General features: G+C 45.7%; 13 protein-coding genes. 5 read left to right on the top strand and 8 right to left on the bottom strand.

Features of this window, described 5'->3' with window-relative positions; genetic code table 11:
- Position 1: 1 nt before the first annotated feature.
- The gene (locus tag R7035_RS12465; RefSeq protein WP_054578637.1) at positions 2–1,189 is read right to left on the bottom strand and encodes an aromatic ring-hydroxylating oxygenase subunit alpha; all 1,188 of its coding nucleotides are present in this window, start codon (positions 1,187–1,189) and stop codon (positions 2–4) included.
- A 318-nt stretch (positions 1,190–1,507) separates the two neighbouring features.
- Between R7035_RS12465 and R7035_RS12460 the strand changes: the two genes are divergently transcribed.
- A complete protein-coding gene (locus R7035_RS12460) occupies positions 1,508–3,244 on the top strand; it encodes a BCCT family transporter (protein WP_044129598.1) in 1,737 nt (578 codons plus the stop codon).
- Between the two features lie 93 nt (positions 3,245–3,337).
- Here the strand turns inward: R7035_RS12460 and R7035_RS12455 are convergent, their stop codons facing one another.
- From R7035_RS12455 to R7035_RS12430, 6 genes are all read right to left on the bottom strand, one after another.
- The gene (locus R7035_RS12455; protein WP_115386780.1) at positions 3,338–4,264 is read right to left on the bottom strand and encodes a LysR substrate-binding domain-containing protein; all 927 of its coding nucleotides are present in this window, start codon (positions 4,262–4,264) and stop codon (positions 3,338–3,340) included.
- Positions 4,265–4,511: 247 nt separating this feature from the next.
- Positions 4,512–5,876: a TrkH family potassium uptake protein gene (locus R7035_RS12450; protein ID WP_033906747.1), complete on the bottom strand. Its 1,365-nt coding sequence runs from the start codon at positions 5,874–5,876 to the stop codon at positions 4,512–4,514.
- A gap of 1 nt (position 5,877) precedes the next feature.
- Positions 5,878–6,531, bottom strand: coding sequence for a potassium channel family protein (locus R7035_RS12445; protein WP_005375180.1), 654 nt, complete (start codon positions 6,529–6,531; stop codon positions 5,878–5,880).
- 151 nt (positions 6,532–6,682) lie between these two features.
- Entirely contained in the window at positions 6,683–7,381 is a 699-nt protein-coding gene (locus R7035_RS12440) for a response regulator transcription factor (protein ID WP_033906745.1), read from the bottom strand.
- On the bottom strand, positions 7,378–8,412 hold the full coding sequence (locus R7035_RS12435) for a DUF4118 domain-containing protein (protein WP_033906863.1): 1,035 nt from the start codon (positions 8,410–8,412) through the stop codon (positions 7,378–7,380). Before R7035_RS12435 ends, R7035_RS12440 begins: the two co-directional genes overlap by 4 nt.
- A 237-nt stretch (positions 8,413–8,649) precedes the next feature.
- A complete protein-coding gene (locus R7035_RS12430; RefSeq protein WP_033906862.1) occupies positions 8,650–10,503 on the bottom strand; it encodes an ABC transporter ATP-binding protein in 1,854 nt (617 codons plus the stop codon).
- 145 nt (positions 10,504–10,648) lie between these two features.
- Between R7035_RS12430 and R7035_RS12425 the strand changes: the two genes are divergently transcribed.
- The 4 genes from R7035_RS12425 to fhuB are packed head-to-tail and all read left to right on the top strand — an operon-like array spanning position 10,649 to position 16,472.
- On the top strand, positions 10,649–12,751 hold the full coding sequence (locus R7035_RS12425; protein ID WP_132936302.1) for a TonB-dependent siderophore receptor: 2,103 nt from the start codon (positions 10,649–10,651) through the stop codon (positions 12,749–12,751).
- Positions 12,752–12,802: 51 nt separating this feature from the next.
- On the top strand, positions 12,803–13,588 hold the full coding sequence (locus R7035_RS12420; RefSeq protein WP_005383893.1) for an ABC transporter ATP-binding protein: 786 nt from the start codon (positions 12,803–12,805) through the stop codon (positions 13,586–13,588).
- Positions 13,579–14,508 carry an iron-siderophore ABC transporter substrate-binding protein gene (locus tag R7035_RS12415; protein WP_052484250.1) on the top strand — a complete coding sequence of 310 codons (930 nt, stop codon included), beginning with the start codon at positions 13,579–13,581 and terminating at the stop codon, positions 14,506–14,508. The genes R7035_RS12420 and R7035_RS12415 overlap by 10 nt, the downstream gene beginning before the upstream one ends.
- The gene (fhuB, locus tag R7035_RS12410) at positions 14,505–16,472 is read left to right on the top strand and encodes a Fe(3+)-hydroxamate ABC transporter permease FhuB (protein WP_262651888.1); all 1,968 of its coding nucleotides are present in this window, start codon (positions 14,505–14,507) and stop codon (positions 16,470–16,472) included. Before R7035_RS12415 ends, fhuB begins: the two co-directional genes overlap by 4 nt.
- A 95-nt stretch (positions 16,473–16,567) precedes the next feature.
- Here fhuB and R7035_RS12405 read toward each other — a convergent pair whose 3' ends face one another.
- Complete coding sequence (locus R7035_RS12405) at positions 16,568–17,416, bottom strand: mechanosensitive ion channel family protein (RefSeq protein WP_005375171.1); 849 nt, start codon at positions 17,414–17,416, stop codon at positions 16,568–16,570.
- Positions 17,417–17,433: the final 17 nt, after the last annotated feature.

Here is a 17,433-nt window from a genome sequence, read left to right as displayed (position 1 = left end):
ATTACTGCTCCAGTGCCGCTTTCACTTGCTTTGCCAACCAGGTTTGGAAGAAATGCGTCGGAACATCCATTTCTGGTGAGAACACACCACCACCAAAGCCAGGTGAGTAACGACCTTCCTGCATGCCCTCGACCGCTCCAATATCTTCGCCGAATACGACTCGCCATGACTCAACGGTAGCAGTACGGCACGCAGCGAACTCATCTTTCGTTGCTTCATCACCCACATAGAAAACACGTAGGTGCTCAACACTCTTATTCGCAGTGATTGGTTCAATCATCATCGCAAAGGCATGATCGGCTTGAATACCAAGCAACACGTTTGGAAAGAGTGCAACATATTCTGCATGACGCAGTTTATCTTCTGGCCAGTTTGGAAATTTAGGTAAGTGTGTTCCTGCAGTATCAGAGAGGTTGTATGCGAGACTACCTTGGCCAGCAAAACGCTCTGCAAACATGATGTTGTAGTGATCCTCTAGGCGAGAATAACTGTTCAAACTCGGATGCACCCAAGGTAAGTGGTAAGCTTCACAGTAGTTTTCTACGGCAAGCTTCCAGTTACTTTTCACTTCTATCTCTAAGTTGCCACCCATGTTCACGCGGCGAAGAAGCCCTAATCCTTCTTCACCTAAGAATTGCTGCCAACGTTGCTCTAGCGGCGCGATATGCTCTTCAAAGCTTTCTGCATTGCCCGATAAGTTGACGAACACCATGTCCATCCAAACGGCTGAACGAAGTGGCTTAAGGCCATGTTTTTCACACTTAAATCGGTCATCTTTGTGTTTTGCGATACCACCAATGTGTGGTGTGCCTTTTAGATTGCCGTCAAGATCGTACGTCCATGAATGGTAAGGACAGCGAATCATGCCTTGAACTTCGCCTGCCTCATGCACCAGCTTCATACCACGATGACTGCATACGTTGTGGAAGACTTGGACTTCACCTTGACGATTTCTCATCATGAGTAGTGGAAGATCCATGAAATCAAGTGGCATCACATAGCCATTTTTAAGCAGGTCTGATGCAAAACCAATGCATACCCAAGTGTTACCAAACACCTGATCACGCTCAAAAGTAAAATACTCTTCGCTGGTGTAGGCCTGATTCGGCATTCCTGTTGCTTCACTGATTGGGTTCAGTACATTATCAACAAGTTCAACAGGAATAATGGTTTGGTTGACATTACTCATATTCTTATCTCCGAGAGTCGAGTTGCATCCAGTGCGTACAACATCGTGTTGTGTTAGTGGAGATGATTTTGATTAACAACCCGGCAACAAACAAACGACTTTTTCGCCGGGCTTGGATGAGTTTTTGTCATTCATGCATTGATCTCGAACAAAAAATAACCTTTTAATTAACAATAATCTTCTTGTCATGATTAATACTCATTAACCGATGAGTATTAATCAGTTGAAACACAAAAGCCCTCTCTCTACTCTCTTTCAAAAATTAACAATAACGCAACAAACAATAACGCTAAAACAAACGCACTGTGAGGGATGCCTATGAGAGCAACATCTGGGATATTGAAAGGACTCAATCCGACTGTGACTATCGCATCAAAGATCGTCGTTATCGGTTTTGTACTTTTCTGCGCCATTCTCGCCAACCAAGCGGGCCAATACTTCGAAACGATTTCCGGCATTTTGCTGCAGAATATGAAGTGGTTTTACATCGGACTTGTTTCACTCGTTGTCGGTTTTCTTCTTTACCTTATGGTTAGTCGATATGGGCATATTCGTTTGAGTAAAGATGACGAAAAACCAGAGTTTAGTTATTTGTCTTGGGTATCCATGCTTTTTTCCGGAGGCATGGGGATAGGCTTGATTTTCTGGTCGGTCGCCGAACCGATGTGGCATTACGCTGACAACCCATTTACTCAAGGCCTGACCAATGAAGCCGCAACAACATCAATGAAACTGACATTCTTTCACTGGGGCCTACATCCTTGGTCTGTCTTTATCATTGTGGCACTCGCATTAGCTTACTTTTCCTACCGTAAAGATCTGCCTTTTACCCTACGCTCTATCTTGTACCCTTTGATTGGTGATCGTATTTATGGGCCTATCGGACACACGGTTGATATCCTAACAGTCGCGGTGACCGCTTTCGGTATATCTCAAACCTTGGGGATGGGAGTTATCCAAATAAACTCTGGTTTGAATCAAGCCTTTGGTCTAGATATTAGTTTGGGGATTCAACTCTTTATTATCGTTTCCCTTTGTACTTGTGCGGTTGCGTCGGTGCTATCTGGTGTAGGAAAAGGTATTCGCCGTTTATCAGAATGGAACATGCTGCTCTCACTCGCACTCGTGCTAGTCGTACTTTACATTGGCCCAACTCGCTATATCTTAAATACGCTACTCGAAAGTACGGGGCTTTATGCACAAAACATTGTCGGTATGAGCTTATGGAGCGATGCACAGAATGACTCTGGCTGGCAAAACTGGTGGACGGCTTATTACTGGCCTTGGTGGATGACTTGGGCACCTTTCGTTGGCATGTTTGTGGCTCGTATCTCTAAAGGACGCACAATACGTGAACTTATCGGCGGTGCTCTCATCGTACCCACGCTGATCACGTTTTTATGGATTTCAGTATTTGGTGGTGCAGCGTTGAAGGTAGAGCAAGACGCTCGTGTTGCTCATCAAGAGCAAGTCACTGCGGCACAAGAAGCCAAACAAACACCACCTGCGGATTTCTCTGGCGGCCCGATTCTTGAAGCGACTAAAGCCGATACGACACGCGCTTTGTTTACGCTATTCGACAATCTAGATACAGGTATGTTTGGTAAACTCCTTAGCGTGCTTGCGTGTCTATTGCTCGGTACTTATTTCATTACCTCCGCAGACTCGGGTACCTTGGTTCTATGTACCCTCGATGCCGCTGGGCACAGTGAGCCTCCTACGTCTATACGCGTATTGTGGGGAATCATGATCGCTGCCATTGCGGGAGTGCTTCTATATGCAGGAGGGTTAAAAGCAATGCAAACGGCCTCCATTATTGCCGGTTTCCCTATCGCCATTTTTATCGCAGTGATGAGCTTAACGCTGTTTCATAGTATTCGACGCGAACCTAAGCCATGGGCAATGCTTCCAGAGCACGTTCACCCAGAGCAAGAGAAACTTGATGGTCCTGTTGAACCGCTTGTTGAAAGCAAAACAGTGGTTTCCGAGCCTATCGCTTCAACATCCTCACTAAAAGATGATTCCACACTCAATCAGGGACCAGTACTAAGTTAGTGCGTCGTTTCATCAATCAATTAAAACAAAGCGGGAACTGGTACTCCCGCTTTTTAACATGACCAAACTCTGTTATTTTCTCTGCTTATTGATTTAGGCTAAACCTCGATCACCCACCTCATCTGGCAACTGTTGCAAAAGCCACTCTCTAAAACGCTTGACGCTTGCTGGGATTAAACCTCTATTTTTAGGTTCAAGCATAGAGAAATTGGAAGGTGTTGAAAGCACGTGTTCGACTGGCCTAACTAAAGCACCGCTTTGTAAATAGTCGTCCACTAATGACCCCCAGGCTAACGCGATTCCCTGACCATTAATTGCCGCTTGTAACAGCATTGGATAGTTATTGATGTTCATGCGATTACGAGGCGAAATATTTGGCAATCCTACACTCGCAAACCACTGCTCCCAATTCACCCAATCTCTTTGAGACTCTTCCAGATAGAGTAACGTTTTATTGAAGATTTCTTCTGGCTTACTAGGCTGGCCGATTTTCTCTAAATAAAGCGGGCTACACACAGGGAATACTTCTTCTGAAAATAGCGTTGTCACATCCATTTCCGCAGGTGGAGTGCGACAATAAAACAAGGCGAGATCGCAATCTAATCGGCGTAAGTCCAACACATTATCTGAGGCCAATATTCTTATATCGATGTCATCATGTTCATTTTGAAATTGAGCAACCTTAGGCAACAACCACAAGGCTGCCATTGCATTTGTCGTCGCAACCGTGATCTTTTGTTCGCCCTGCCACTTCTTCACTTCACCAGTTATTTGAGCAATATCGAGCAAAGATTGGCTGACAGCTTGATAATATTGAAGACCTGTAGGCGTTAAATTAATGCTTCGATTGGCTCGCGTGAACATAGCCTTGCCTAAGTATTCTTCTAATTGTCTAATTTGGCGACTTATAGCACCTTGGGTCACGTTTAGCTCGTCAGCGGCTAACGTAAAACTCAAGTGCCGCGCCGACGCTTCAAACGCAACGAGGCTATTTAAAGGTGGGAGGGGTTTGATTTTCATGTATCTTCCAGTAAGGCAGTATTGTAATTATTTTTATTCCCGGCAATCTTATGTTGCACGTGGATAATGCCATTCTGGACAACACCTCAAAAACGACAATTTATAAATGATAAAAAATAGATATGAATCATAAATTGTTGTGAGAGAGACCGCCGTATACAGTTTCGTGGCTACAACGAGCGCAAAAAGAGGAGCAGTTACTCCTCTTTTGCCTAGCCTTTTGCTCACTTTGTACGAGTTAGCCCATTTACCCTATTGCCAGTTTAGTACTCGCGTAACGCGCTTTTTTCTTTCTTGGACTGGCTAAGAAGTACGCTAATGTAAGAGGCCCTAATCGTCCCATAAACATCATGAAGATGATCACTAACTCACCTGGTTCGGACAAACTGCCCGTTAAGCCTCGCGATAACCCAACCGTACCCAGTGCCGAGACCGCTTCGAACATAATATCTAACATAGACGCTTTCTCTGTCAGTAACAGCGTGAATATGGCAAACCAAGTCACCCCCACCGAGATCAGAGTCAGCGCCAATGCCTTGCTGATGGTCTCTTTGGGAATCTCGCGTTGAAAGGCATAGGTTGCTTCATCGCGACGCAAATAGCTGTAAGTTGCCAAGACCAATACCATAAATGTCACAACTTTAATGCCACTTGCCGTACTCAATGAACCACCGCCGATAAACATCAACACCAGAATGATCGCCGTTGTGGCATCTTCCAACTGATCGATAGCTAAAGTATTGAACCCCGCCGTTCTTGGCGTCACCGCTTGAAACCACGATGCCCACCATTTCCCTGCTTCGCTCAAAGGGGCAAGCGTGTTGAGGTTGTCATATTCAATCAGGTAAATCGCGATAAGTGCCACCACGTTAATGGTCACCGTGCCTAAGATCATCATTCGACTGTAAACGGTGAGTCGGTGCCAACGGCGATTGCGTTTTAAGTCAATCCAAACCGAGAAGCCTAAACCACCAATAATGAACAAACTGGTAATGGTGAAGTTAACGATCGGGTCGTCCACGTAAGGCATTAAGCTATCGGCACTCAACGCAAAACCTGCATTGTTAAACGCACTGATGGTGTAGAAGAAACCATGGAACAAACTGGTTTTCCAGCCCAGCTCTTCACTCCAATAAACGCTCAAAATAGTGAAACCAATAAGTTCAACGAGCAGAGCGAACATCAATACAGATTTAGCGGTGGCAATGAGTGTCGATGAATCAGTTTGGTTGAACGCCTCTCTCGCGACGGCTCGCTCCAAAAAGCCAATTTTTCCGCCCAGAGCCAGCAAGGTCACGATGGCAAACGTCATTAAACCTAGGCCACCACATTGAATCAGAAAAGCAATAACCACTTGCCCAAAAGGCGTAAACGCCGTGCCCGTGTCTACCACAACTAATCCCGTCACCGTAATGGCCGATGTTGCTGTAAACAGGCTTTGAATCCAAGTGATGGGCTCTGTGGTGGCAATCGGCAGTTTGAGTAAGACCGTGCCGAGCATGATCAAGCACGCAAAGCTGAGGCTAAGTATTAATGGCGGTGCGCCCAACAATTTTTTGCCCGCTTTGGGTTTTCGCTCGAGTGGGATAATAGAGGGATGCCACAAAACCATGTTACACCAACCTTGGAGCGACGTATTTCAGCTCAGCGCGACTACCGCAAAGCAACAGCGTGTCGAACTCATTAAGCACAAACTCATCATTGATATTGGTGTAGACGGCTTCTTCGCGCTTCACCAATATCGGCTGAATGTTGTAACTGCCTCGGCTGATCAACTTAGAAAGCGGTGTATCGTGCAGATTGGATTTAACGTGGATTTCCACCACATACAAACCATGCCCCATTTCCAAATAGTTGTTCACCATCGGATAGTTGAGTGCCTGCGCGACTCTTACGCCCATCTCCTCTTCCGGATGAATAATGCGTTGTACACCAAGCTTAGACACGATGGTGTGGTGCGCTTTGGTGCTCGCTTTGACCCAAATGGATTTCACACCCAGATTTTTCAGCGCCAGCGTACACAACAAACTGGCTTGCATGTCTTCGCCAATCGCCACCAACACCACATCACTGTTCGCTAGCGCTAACTCTCTGAGTGCGCCTTCGTCTGTTGCGTCACATATGACCGCTTGCGTTAACTCTTCGACGTATTTCTCGACGATTTTCGGGTCGCTATCCACCCCCGTTACGGTGTGTCCAAGATGAATAAGTTCTAAGCTAGCGGCAACGCCAAATCGCCCTAAACCAATTACTGTAAAGTGAGCCATATCAATCCCTAACTGTGTTTTATGTATAGAAAATGCTAATGCGTTAAGGGCTAGGCTGATTTTCCGTCACGAAAAATAGGCAACACGAATCCTGTTCGAGTGCCGATAACCAGCACTAAACCTTGGCATTAACGTTGATTAAATTTGGAATTTAGTGGTGCTTGGACGTCTCAAGCACTAAACGATAACCCAGCCCCGGCTCGGTTTTTAATAGCCGCTGTTCGTCAGCACTATCGTTCAGTTTTTTGCGTAGTTGACTCACTAACACGCGTAAGTAGTGAGTGTCTTCGACATGACTTTTTCCCCAAATCACCGCTAGCAAATGAGTTTGCTCAATGAGTTTTCCCGGCTTGAGAATCAACTGTTCAATGAAAGAAAACTCTTTCTTGGTGAGTGGAATTTCCCTCTGATCCAACCAAAATTGGTGAGTACTTTTGATGATTTTGACTCGGCCAGCCACCAGCTCATCAGCGACGGTTTGCTCATCCACCAAATCTCGAACCAGCACTTTGATGCGCGCGATGAGCTCTTTTACGCCAAAAGGCTTGCTCAAGTAATCATTCGCGCCCGCTTCTAAAAGGCGGATTTTTTCCTCTTCTTGATCGCGAGCTGTCAGCACTAGCACTGGCGTTTTATAGGTCTGACGAAGCGTAGTGAGAAACTCCTTCCCATCGCCGTCGGGCAAGCCTAAATCTAGCAGAATGACGTGTGGCGAATGTGCTTCGAAACACGCTTTGGCTTCTGCAATGGTACTCGCGCCAATGTAATCAAACCCTTCAGCAGACAGCGAAATTCGAATAAAGGTATGAATGCGAGGCTCATCGTCCACGACTAAAACTTTGTAACTCACGCCTGCTCTGCTCCTTGATTGAGTGGAAGTAGAATGCGGATCAGCGTCCCTTCTGATACTGGCATAGATTGAATCTCTCCTTGGTGTGCGATGATGATGCCTTTGGCAACCGCGAGTCCCATTCCGGTGCCTGAATCGGCCGATTTGTTGTTCGCGCCGGAATAGAAAAGGTTGAATATTTTTTCCGCATCTTCAGCTTTGATGCCAATCCCCATGTCCCGAACATCAATCACGCACGACGAACCCTGCTTAGAAAGAGAAACCTCAACAGATTCATTCTCTGGTGAAAATCGCATGGCATTATCCAGCACATTAAAAATCGCTTGTTCGATGAGCGAACGACTTACTGACAAATAATCAACGGAATCATCCATATTCATGGACACTTTCTCGGTGTAATTTGGCAAACGAGAAACCGCATCCCGAACAATATCTGCAATCAACTCATCTTTTTTGGTAATTTTTAATGTGCCGTGCTGGAGCTTAGTCGCCTGTAAGAGGTTCTCGATATATTGATGCAAGCGATGGCTTTCTGAAGTCGCACTGTCGAGCAATTCTTTACGCTCTAAGCCATTGAGCTTGGGCATGTACTCGTTGAGTGTGGTCAATGTTCCAATAATGGTTGCCAGCGGCGTGCGTAAGTCATGGGACACCGATAGCAGGATGCTGTTTTGCAGCTTGGTTTGTTTTAACTCGCCCTGCTGGCGACGATAAAGATCCGCAAAGGTGCTGGTGATAAATGCCACCACCATAAACACGACTAAATTAAAAATGTCTTCCGGACGAAACATCTGCAAAGAGTAACGAGGCGTCGTGAAAAAGAAGTTGAAGCTCAACGCTTCGATCACCGCCGCCGCATAAGCGAATCGCGAGTTGCATTGAAACGCCACTACCACGACCGCTAACTGTAAAATCAGCAGGACTGCGGCTGTAGAGCCAAACAGTTGGTCTAACAACCATGAGACGACAACCGCGCCAACAATCACGGTAGTAGAAAAGAGAAAGGTGTTATCTCGCCATTGAACAAACATAAAATACATCAACCAAAATTCGATGTAGAAAACTTTAGCAAAAGCCCATTCGGAGTTCGCGTAAAAAAAGCGTAAAAAATTCAATAACGACAGTGAGTTATAAACATAATCATCATTAAGTTAGCCTAACTTAATGAATAATCACAAGTTAACGTTGCCCATTAACGCCTACTTACTCGGTATAAACGACAGACACAAAAAAGAGGAGCATTTGCTCCTCTTTCGTGTAGCGTCATATTAGATGACTTGCAGTTGAGCATCACCTTGCTCAGACAAAAATCCGCCGGTTTGATGCTTCCACAACTGAGCGTAAACACCACCCAATTGCAGCAGCTCGTAATGCGAGCCTTGCTCAATGATTTTGCCGTCATCCATTACAATCAAACGATCCATCGCGGCAATCGTTGATAAACGGTGAGCAATCGCAATCACTGTTTTTCCTTCCATCAGAACTTCAAGGTTTTCTTGAATTGCCGATTCTACTTCTGAATCAAGTGCAGACGTTGCTTCATCCATGATCAAAATTGGCGCGTTTTTCAGCAGAACGCGAGCAATCGCCACACGTTGACGCTGACCACCAGACAGCTTCACACCGCGTTCACCCACTTCAACGTCATAGCCAACGTTACCTTGCTCGTCTCGTAGAGATTGAATGAAATCATGAGCATGTGCTTTCTCAGCAGCTGCGATAACGGCATCCATTGAAGCATCTGGATCACCGTAAAGAATGTTCTCTTTAATTGAACGATGCAGCAAAGAGGTGTCTTGCGTGATCATACCGATGTGTTGGCGAAGCGACTCTTGTTCGACTTGAGAAATGTCCTGTCCATCAATACAAATCTTACCGGTATTTACGTCGTAAAAACGCAGCAACAAGTTGACCAACGTGGATTTACCTGCCCCAGAACGACCGACAATGCCGACTTTTTCGCCCGGTTTGATAGTCAGGTTCAAGTTCTCAAATACCGCCTTCTCGTCACTGTAGTTAAAACCTACGTGATCAAAGCAGATCTCACCTTGAGAGATTTGCAAAGGCTTAGCATTTGGTACGTCTTTCACTTCAACATCGTTTGAAATCGTATTAATACCGTCTACTACTGTACCGATGTTTTCAAACAGTGCGCTAACTTCCCACATGATCCACTTCGACATACCTTGTACGCGCAACGCAATACTGATGGCAATCGCAATAGCACCAATTGTTACAGCGTGATCTAGCCATAGATAAACCGAAATGGCACTAATAGACATCAGCAGCAAATAGTTGATGGCATCCACACTAAACAGTAAACAAGTCACCATGCGCATTTGGCGGTAAACCGTCACCAAAAATTGCTTCATGCTGCTTTCTGCGTATTCCAACTCTCGTTGCGAGTGCGCGAATAGCTTTACGGTAGATATGTTGGTGTAAGAATCGACAATGCGCCCAGTCATTACAGAACGAGCATCCGCTTGCTCTGTCGCTACTTGTTTCATTTTAGGGATAAAGTAGAACTGGATAACCGCGTACATTCCTATCCAAATCACAATAGGTAGCATTAGCAAACCATCGGCTTCGCCCATCATCCAAAGCATCGAAAGAAAATAAACGCTGATATAAACCAGTACATCCACCAGCTTCATGACCGTTTCTCGTACCGCTAACGCACTTTGCATCACTTTGGTCGCAACTCGGCCTGCAAAGTCACGCTGGAAAAATCCAACCGCTTGTTTTAGCAAGTAACGGTGAATCAACCAACGGATAGACATCGGGTAGTTACCCAATAACGTTTGGTGCATCACCATTGAGTGGACAAAACCGAGAGCTGGCATCACAACCGCCACTAAGAACAGCATCATTAGCATGCGATCACCCTGGTCTTGCCAGAATGTTGCGCGATCTTGATTAGAGAGAATATCGACGAGCTCACCCATATAACGCAACAGCGTCACCTCAGTAATGGCAATAAGCGCACTGAACACAGCCATAACGAGTAAAGGGGCTTCAAAGCCACGAGTGTAAAAACGACAAAAGCCAAATAGCGTCTTCGGTGGCTTTTCGGTTTCCATCTGGGGAAAGGGTTGGGTCAGTTTTTCAAACCAATTGAACATAACAATGACTTTAGGTACCGCGAATGAATTTGCGAACGTTTTACTATCTTTTGATACAAAAGTCAGTAAAATACCGAAACAAAAGCTCAAATGATAATAATTACAATTAAGCTTAGCGTTAATCATAATTATCGGGAATAGATTTATGCAAAAGAATAACTCACTGACCATCGCTATCCGCAACGCGTTGGTTTGTGCTTTAGCACCTACAGCAGTGGTTGCATTCACAGCACAAGCTCAAGAAGACGTCGTACAAGATGACGTGATTGCCATGGAGACCATAACGGTCACCGCGCAAGCACTTAAAGTAGAAACCCCGGCAGCAGAAACGCCGCGCAGCGTATCTATCATTTCTGAAGATGAACTTCGTGTTCGTGCACCGAAAAAGCTAGATGAAGCATTACGCTACACGTCTGGTGTAACCGCTCAGCCTTATGGCGCAGACAACGACACTGATTGGTTCAAAGTTCGTGGATTTGATGCAGCGACTTACCTAAACGGCAACCGCCTATTCCGCGATGGTTACTACACATGGTTGGTCGAACCTTACGGCCTAGAAAGTGTAGAAGTCGTTAAAGGTCCATCGGCTATTCTGTTTGGTGAATCGGCACCAGGCGGTATCGTGAATGCTGTTCAGAAAAAACCAACGTTTACGCCTCAAGGCGAAGTAAAAGTCGAAGTTGGCAACAACCAACACCAATCCGTAGGTTTTGACATTGCTGACGAAGCAAACGACGCAGGCACTGTGCGCTATCGTTTGGTTGGCTTGATGACAAGCCAAGATGGTGAACTGGACGGCACAAACAACGAGCGTTTCTACCTAGCGCCAAGTGTCGAGTTCGACATTTCTGACCGTACAATGCTGACCGTTTTGGCAACTTACCTTCATGATGACGGTGTACCAACTAACCCATTCTTCCCAGCTGCAGGTACTCTGATTGGTTCTAACTTTGGCAAAATCGATCCTTCGACTAACCTTGGTCAACCAAACTACGATAAATACGAACGCACGCAGTTTTCTCTAGGTTACTTACTAGAGCACGACATCAATGACACGTGGTCACTCTCGCAAAACCTCAACTACGGTTCGAATGAGTTGTACTTGCGCAGCTCTTACGCGTTCTCAAACAACGATCCAGCGAAAGAAGAGTTAACGCAAGGCATCGTATTCCGTGACGGAAAAAACCAGAGCATCACGTTCGATAACAATGCTGTCGGCAACTGGATGACAGACAACGCAGAGCACACAGTGCTTATCGGTATGGATCTGCAATTCCACAAAACCGATGGCGACGAGCAGGACAACTACGCATTTGGCACCATCAATCCGTGGAACCCAGTTTACGGCAACTTCACCCCTCTTGATCCTGCCAACAACGTGAAACGTGAGATTGAGAAATCTCAAGCAAGTCTCTATTCACAATACCAATTGAAACTGCATGAACAGTGGATTGGTAACATCGGTGCTCGTTACGACTGGGTGAAAACAGAAAACTCTGGCAAAGGCGCTACCGTTGATCAAAGTGAATCTCGTGATGATGGTCAGCTCTCTCTAAGTGCGGGTGTGATGTACCTTGCAAACAATGGCCTGTCACCTTACGCAAACTACTCTCAGTCGTTTGAAGTGATCAGCACTATTGATGCGGCAACCAATGAACTTTACAAACCGCTGGAAGGCGAGCAAGTAGAAGTGGGTGTAAAGTATGAGCCAAGCTTTATGGATGGCTTTATCAACCTTGCATGGTTCGACATCACGCAAAAGAACGCGTTGGTCACTAACCCATCAACATGGATTGCGACACAAACAGGTGAAGTGACATCTCAAGGTGTTGAGCTAGAAAGCACGGCGCAGCTAACCGACGATCTAAAACTGATGGCAAGCTACACCTACACTAAAGCGAAAACAGATGAGAGCTTTGGCCAAGGTAAAAAACAAGCCGCACTTATTCCTGAGCACCAAGCTTCTGCATGGGTAGACTACAGCGCCTACAGCCTGATTCCAGGCCTCAATATCGGTACTGGTGTGCGCTACGTAGGTGAGTCAAAAGATAACCCTAAGAGCTCGAACCTAACGGTTCCTTCAGTCACTCTTTGGGATGCGTCAGTCACTTACGACATCACTTCACAGTGGCAAGCACAGCTAAACGTGAACAACATCCTAGATAAAGAGTTTGTTTCAGGTTGCGATTACTGGTGTTACTACGGCCAGTCTCGCTCTGTTATGCTAAACGCAAACTACCGCTGGTAATTGTACTTCTACTCCCCTCTATTGAGGGGAGTTTTCTCCTAAGAGCCATCCATGTTTCAACTGTCTAATATTGAGATCGTGCGAGGTGGACGTCAGATCCTCGGCATCGAACAACTTAACATCCCAACAAATGAGCTAACGGTCGTTTTAGGCCATAACGGTTCAGGTAAGTCGACACTGGTGAACCTACTTTCTGGTCAAATGCCACCAGATAAAGGCACGGTAACACTAAACGATACTTCCCTTTCATCACTCAAAACCAAAGAGTTGGCAAAACAGATCGCCTATTTGCCACAAAAGCTGCCCTCTTCAGCTGGTTTAACGGTAGAAGAGCTAGTGCGCTTAGGTCGCTTTCCATGGCGTGGGGCACTTGGTCGTTGGAAAACTGAAGACAAACAAATCATCACGCAGGCTATGGAACGAACAGGAGTTACACCTTTTGCTCAAGCTTTGGCGGATGACTTATCGGGCGGCGAGCGCCAACGCGCTTGGGTGTCTATGCTACTGGCTCAACAATCGCCAATTTTAATTCTCGATGAGCCGACCTCGGCGCTCGATGTTCACCATCAGTTTCAACTAATGGCGCTGCTGGCAGAACTGAATCGAACCGAGAACGTAGGCATTATCGTGATCCTGCACGATCTGAACTTAGCCCTGCGCTACGCCACCCACATTGTTGCGCTCAAAAAAGGTAAAATTGCCTTTGAAGGCAACGCCGACATGTTGTTAGACGAGGCACGCCTTTCTAAACTATATGAGTCACCAATTAAGCTGATTGAGCACCCAAGCCCGGCTAACACATTAGCGAGCCAAAAGGTGGCTGTTGTATGCGCATAATGGCTCGTTTACTTACTGTGGTTACACAATCTGCTTTTCTCCTCGTATTTTTTATGACCAATGCACATGCAGTCATCACCGTTACCGATGAATATGGTGAGCATAGTTTTGAGCAAGCGCCTCAACGCGTTGTTGCCTTAAACTGGGACATCTTAGAACAAGTTTTGGCGCTAAACGTAGAACCAATCGCAGCCCCAAATTTACCAGGCTACCGCCAATGGGTCGTCAATCCAACTGCACCAGAGTCAATTGAAGATATTGGAACCCGAGCAGAGCCCAACTTAGAAAAAATAGCCAGTTTGAAACCAGATGTCATCCTTGCTGCGTCTCCACAGCAAGACTTGATTCCGTTACTCAAACAAATTGCTCCGGTAATCTATTTACCTAATTTTTCTGAAAATGAGGCCGCAGCTGAAACGGCCATTCGTCACTTTCGTACACTCAGCAAGCTATTCAATAAAGAGGCACTTGCTGAACAGAAACTGGCAGAATTAGATGCTTCATTTGCGCAGATGCGCCAGCGAATTCGCCACTATTACTCTGCTCCACTCAGCGTTCTTGTGATGCGATTTTCAACCCCGAATACTGTATTACTTGCAACCGAAAACTCCACCACTGACTACGTGGTTAGAAAACTGGGATTACAGGCTCCAATTAAAGAGGACCCACGTGCGTGGGGAGTAAAGCAAGATCGAATCAATCGGCTTCAGAGCCTTCAAAACAGCTACGTTCTCTACGTACAACCTTTCCCAGAAGAACGAAAACTGAAAGAGTCGCCACTTTGGCAAGCGATGCCGTTTGTGAAAAAGCAGCGGGTAAATTCAGTCAGAGCAGTGTGGGCGTATGGCGGTGCCATGTCTTTGCAATACACCGCTGAAGCGATTACCGACAGTCTAATAGAGTTGGCACCAGAACAATGAGAACGAAACATTATATTGGTTATCTGGCGCTGATTACATTACTTAGCGTCTTTAGCCTACAAATTGATACTAATTTATCACTTTTCGAACAATGGCAATTATTAACAAAACCAGAGGTAGCAACCGAGTTTCGTGACGTATTCTTTACGCAAGCGCAACTTCCTAGGTTAAGTATGACCCTGCTTGTTGGTGCCATGCTTGGTCTCACCGGCAGCTTAATGCAGCAATTAACGCAGAATAACCTCACCTCGCCGTTGACTCTTGGCACCTCTTCTGGTGCTTGGCTTGCATTAGTCGTGGTAAACATTTGGTTCGTCGACTGGGTCGCCGATTACTCTGCATTAGCCGCAATGTTTGGGGCTTTAGTGGCGTTTGGCCTGATCGTATCAATTGCCGGTGTGCGTAATATGACAGGTTTGCCGTTGGTCGTTTCGGGGATGGTGATCAATATCTTGCTCGGTTCTATCGCCACAGCCATTATTATTTTAAACGCCCAGTTCGCACAGAATATTTTTATGTGGGGAGCAGGAGACCTCTCTCAATACAGCTGGGATTGGTTTGAGTGGTTATTGCCTCGCTGCGCTATCGCAATCGTAATTTTGATCGTCGCACCACGTATTCTGACCTTAATGAAACTAGGACAAGAAGGCGCAGCAGCCCGAGGCTTAGCGGTATTACCCGCGTTTGGTGCGTTAATGGTGATGGGTATTTGGCTGGTATCTGCCTCCATCACCGCAGTTGGTATTATCAGCTTCATCGGATTACTGACACCCAATATTGCCAGAGCGATGGGGGCAAGAACACCGCGCGACGAATTGATCAGCAGCATGCTTTTGGGCGCAATGCTACTAATCATCACAGACTCTGCCGCTATTTCGCTGAGCTTATGGTTAGAGGAAACCATTCCTAGCGGTGTAGCGGCTGCAGCTATTGGCGCTCCCGCTTTAATTTGGTTTACTCGTAAAAAGCTGACGGCAACCGATCAACTTAACCTTTCAATGAGCCAAGGAAAAACGGCGCTTTCTAAACGCGCGGTATGCAGCATTGCGCTATTCAGTCTGGTTGGGATTCTAGCTTACTCATTCGTTACCCATGGTATAAACGGAATTCAATGGTCTGTGCCAGGTGAGTTCCAATGGCAATTGCGTTGGCCGCGAATGTTAACCGCACTTTCTGTCGGTATTGCGCTATCCGTTGCCGGAATCATTTTGCAACGCATTGTTTATAACCCTCTGGCAAGTCCCGATATTCTCGGTGTGTCTTCCGGAGCCACGTTTGCCATTATAACGACAGGAGTCATCGCTGGGTCGCTTCTCTCCGCATTTAGCTGGGGTATCGCTTTTTTCGGAAGTATGTCCGTATTGATGTTATTGCTGGTTATCGGTAAACGAAGCCATTTTAATCCATCTAACTTCGTGTTGTCCGGCATCGCACTAACGGCACTATTAGAAGCCCTCGTTCAATTTTCGCTAGCTCAAGGCTCAGGTGACAGTTACAAAATTTTATTGTGGCTAACTGGTTCTATTTATCGAGTCACAGCCGACACCGCACTGATGCTATGTTTGGCCATAATAGTTCTGCTTGCCGCTGTATTCTCGATTTCTCGTTGGCTAACACTAATTTCCATCGGGCGACAATTCTCAAATGCACGAGGGCTTAACCCTACCGTAGCCAATACGCTTATGCTCACCATCGTTGCTTTGTTATGCGCCTTTTCTACCGCTACAGTTGGTCCAATATCTTTTGTTGGCTTGGTCGCTCCCCATATGGCGATGATGTTAGGAGCAAGAAAAGTGAAAGAGCAACTGTGTGTCAGTGCCTTAATTGGTGCAACCCTAATGTTGTGGGCAGATTGGCTAGGACAAATCGCTATTTATCCAAGTCAGGTCGCAGCTGGCACGTTGGTCGCTATTATAGGCAGCACTTACTTCCTATTTTTAATGCTGAAGAGTAAATTCAGCTAAGTCGGGAATATTGTTACAGCCTAAAAATACGCTAAGAAAAACAAACCCCGCTATTTTGATAGCGGGGTTTGAAATTAAAGGCGAAGTACGATGCTCTATTCTTCTCGCACTACAGGAAAACGTTGCTCATAAAGTTCCATAAAGTCCTTACGAATTAAGTGCTCTAAGTGGTTCGCTTTATCGGTTGGGCAGAAAATCATCACGTGCAGAATTTGTTCACCATTAATGTTACTAGAAATATGCATATGTGGCTCAGAACCAGGAAGGTCAACACCGGCATGTTTTTCAATCATCGCATTGTAACGATGTGCAACATCAGCAAAGTAACTGCAATGTTCTTCAATTTTATCAGTTAAAATCGGTAGCAGTGGATACAAATTGACGAAGTCTTTCACCACTACAGAAAAGTTGTGGTAAACGTACCGCTTCATGAAGTTGAGGTTCTTTACTGGATAGGTAAAGAACATACTATTAGGCAATGTCGCTGTTTTGCCGGTGTAATGATATTGCCCATGATGCAGGTCGATCTCTTGAATCACCGTCGCCATCATATTGTGCTCAATCACTTCACCGCATAACTTCCCGACCTCAATCCAGTCCCCAACGCGAAAAGAACGTGAACTTGCTCTTTGAATCGAACCCGTAAAACACAAAATGATTTCTTTGGATGCCACTACAATGGCAACGGCAATCGCCGTTACACTCAGAGCAAACTCGTTAATTTCTGATTGCCATAAAATAAATAAAATCAGTAATGTAACAGCAAAGGTGCCATTTTTAGTTCTGGACATCCAACTACGCTGATCTTCTGAGAGAAAAGCGTGATCACCACGAATCATCGATAAAATTGCACGACGAATTAACCACATAATCGCAAAGATCAGTGCGGTAAAAATCAATTTATGAGTGAGAAGAAAATCGACAACTAACTGCACTTTCTCCATTCCACGGCTCCCTCGAA

The sequence above is a fragment of the Vibrio sp. 1731 genome, assembly GCF_033339955.1.
Taxonomy (GTDB): Bacteria; Pseudomonadota; Gammaproteobacteria; order Enterobacterales; family Vibrionaceae; genus Vibrio; species Vibrio alginolyticus.
Note: the sequence above shows the minus strand (reverse complement) of the source record. Positions and strands in the feature narration are given on the sequence as shown.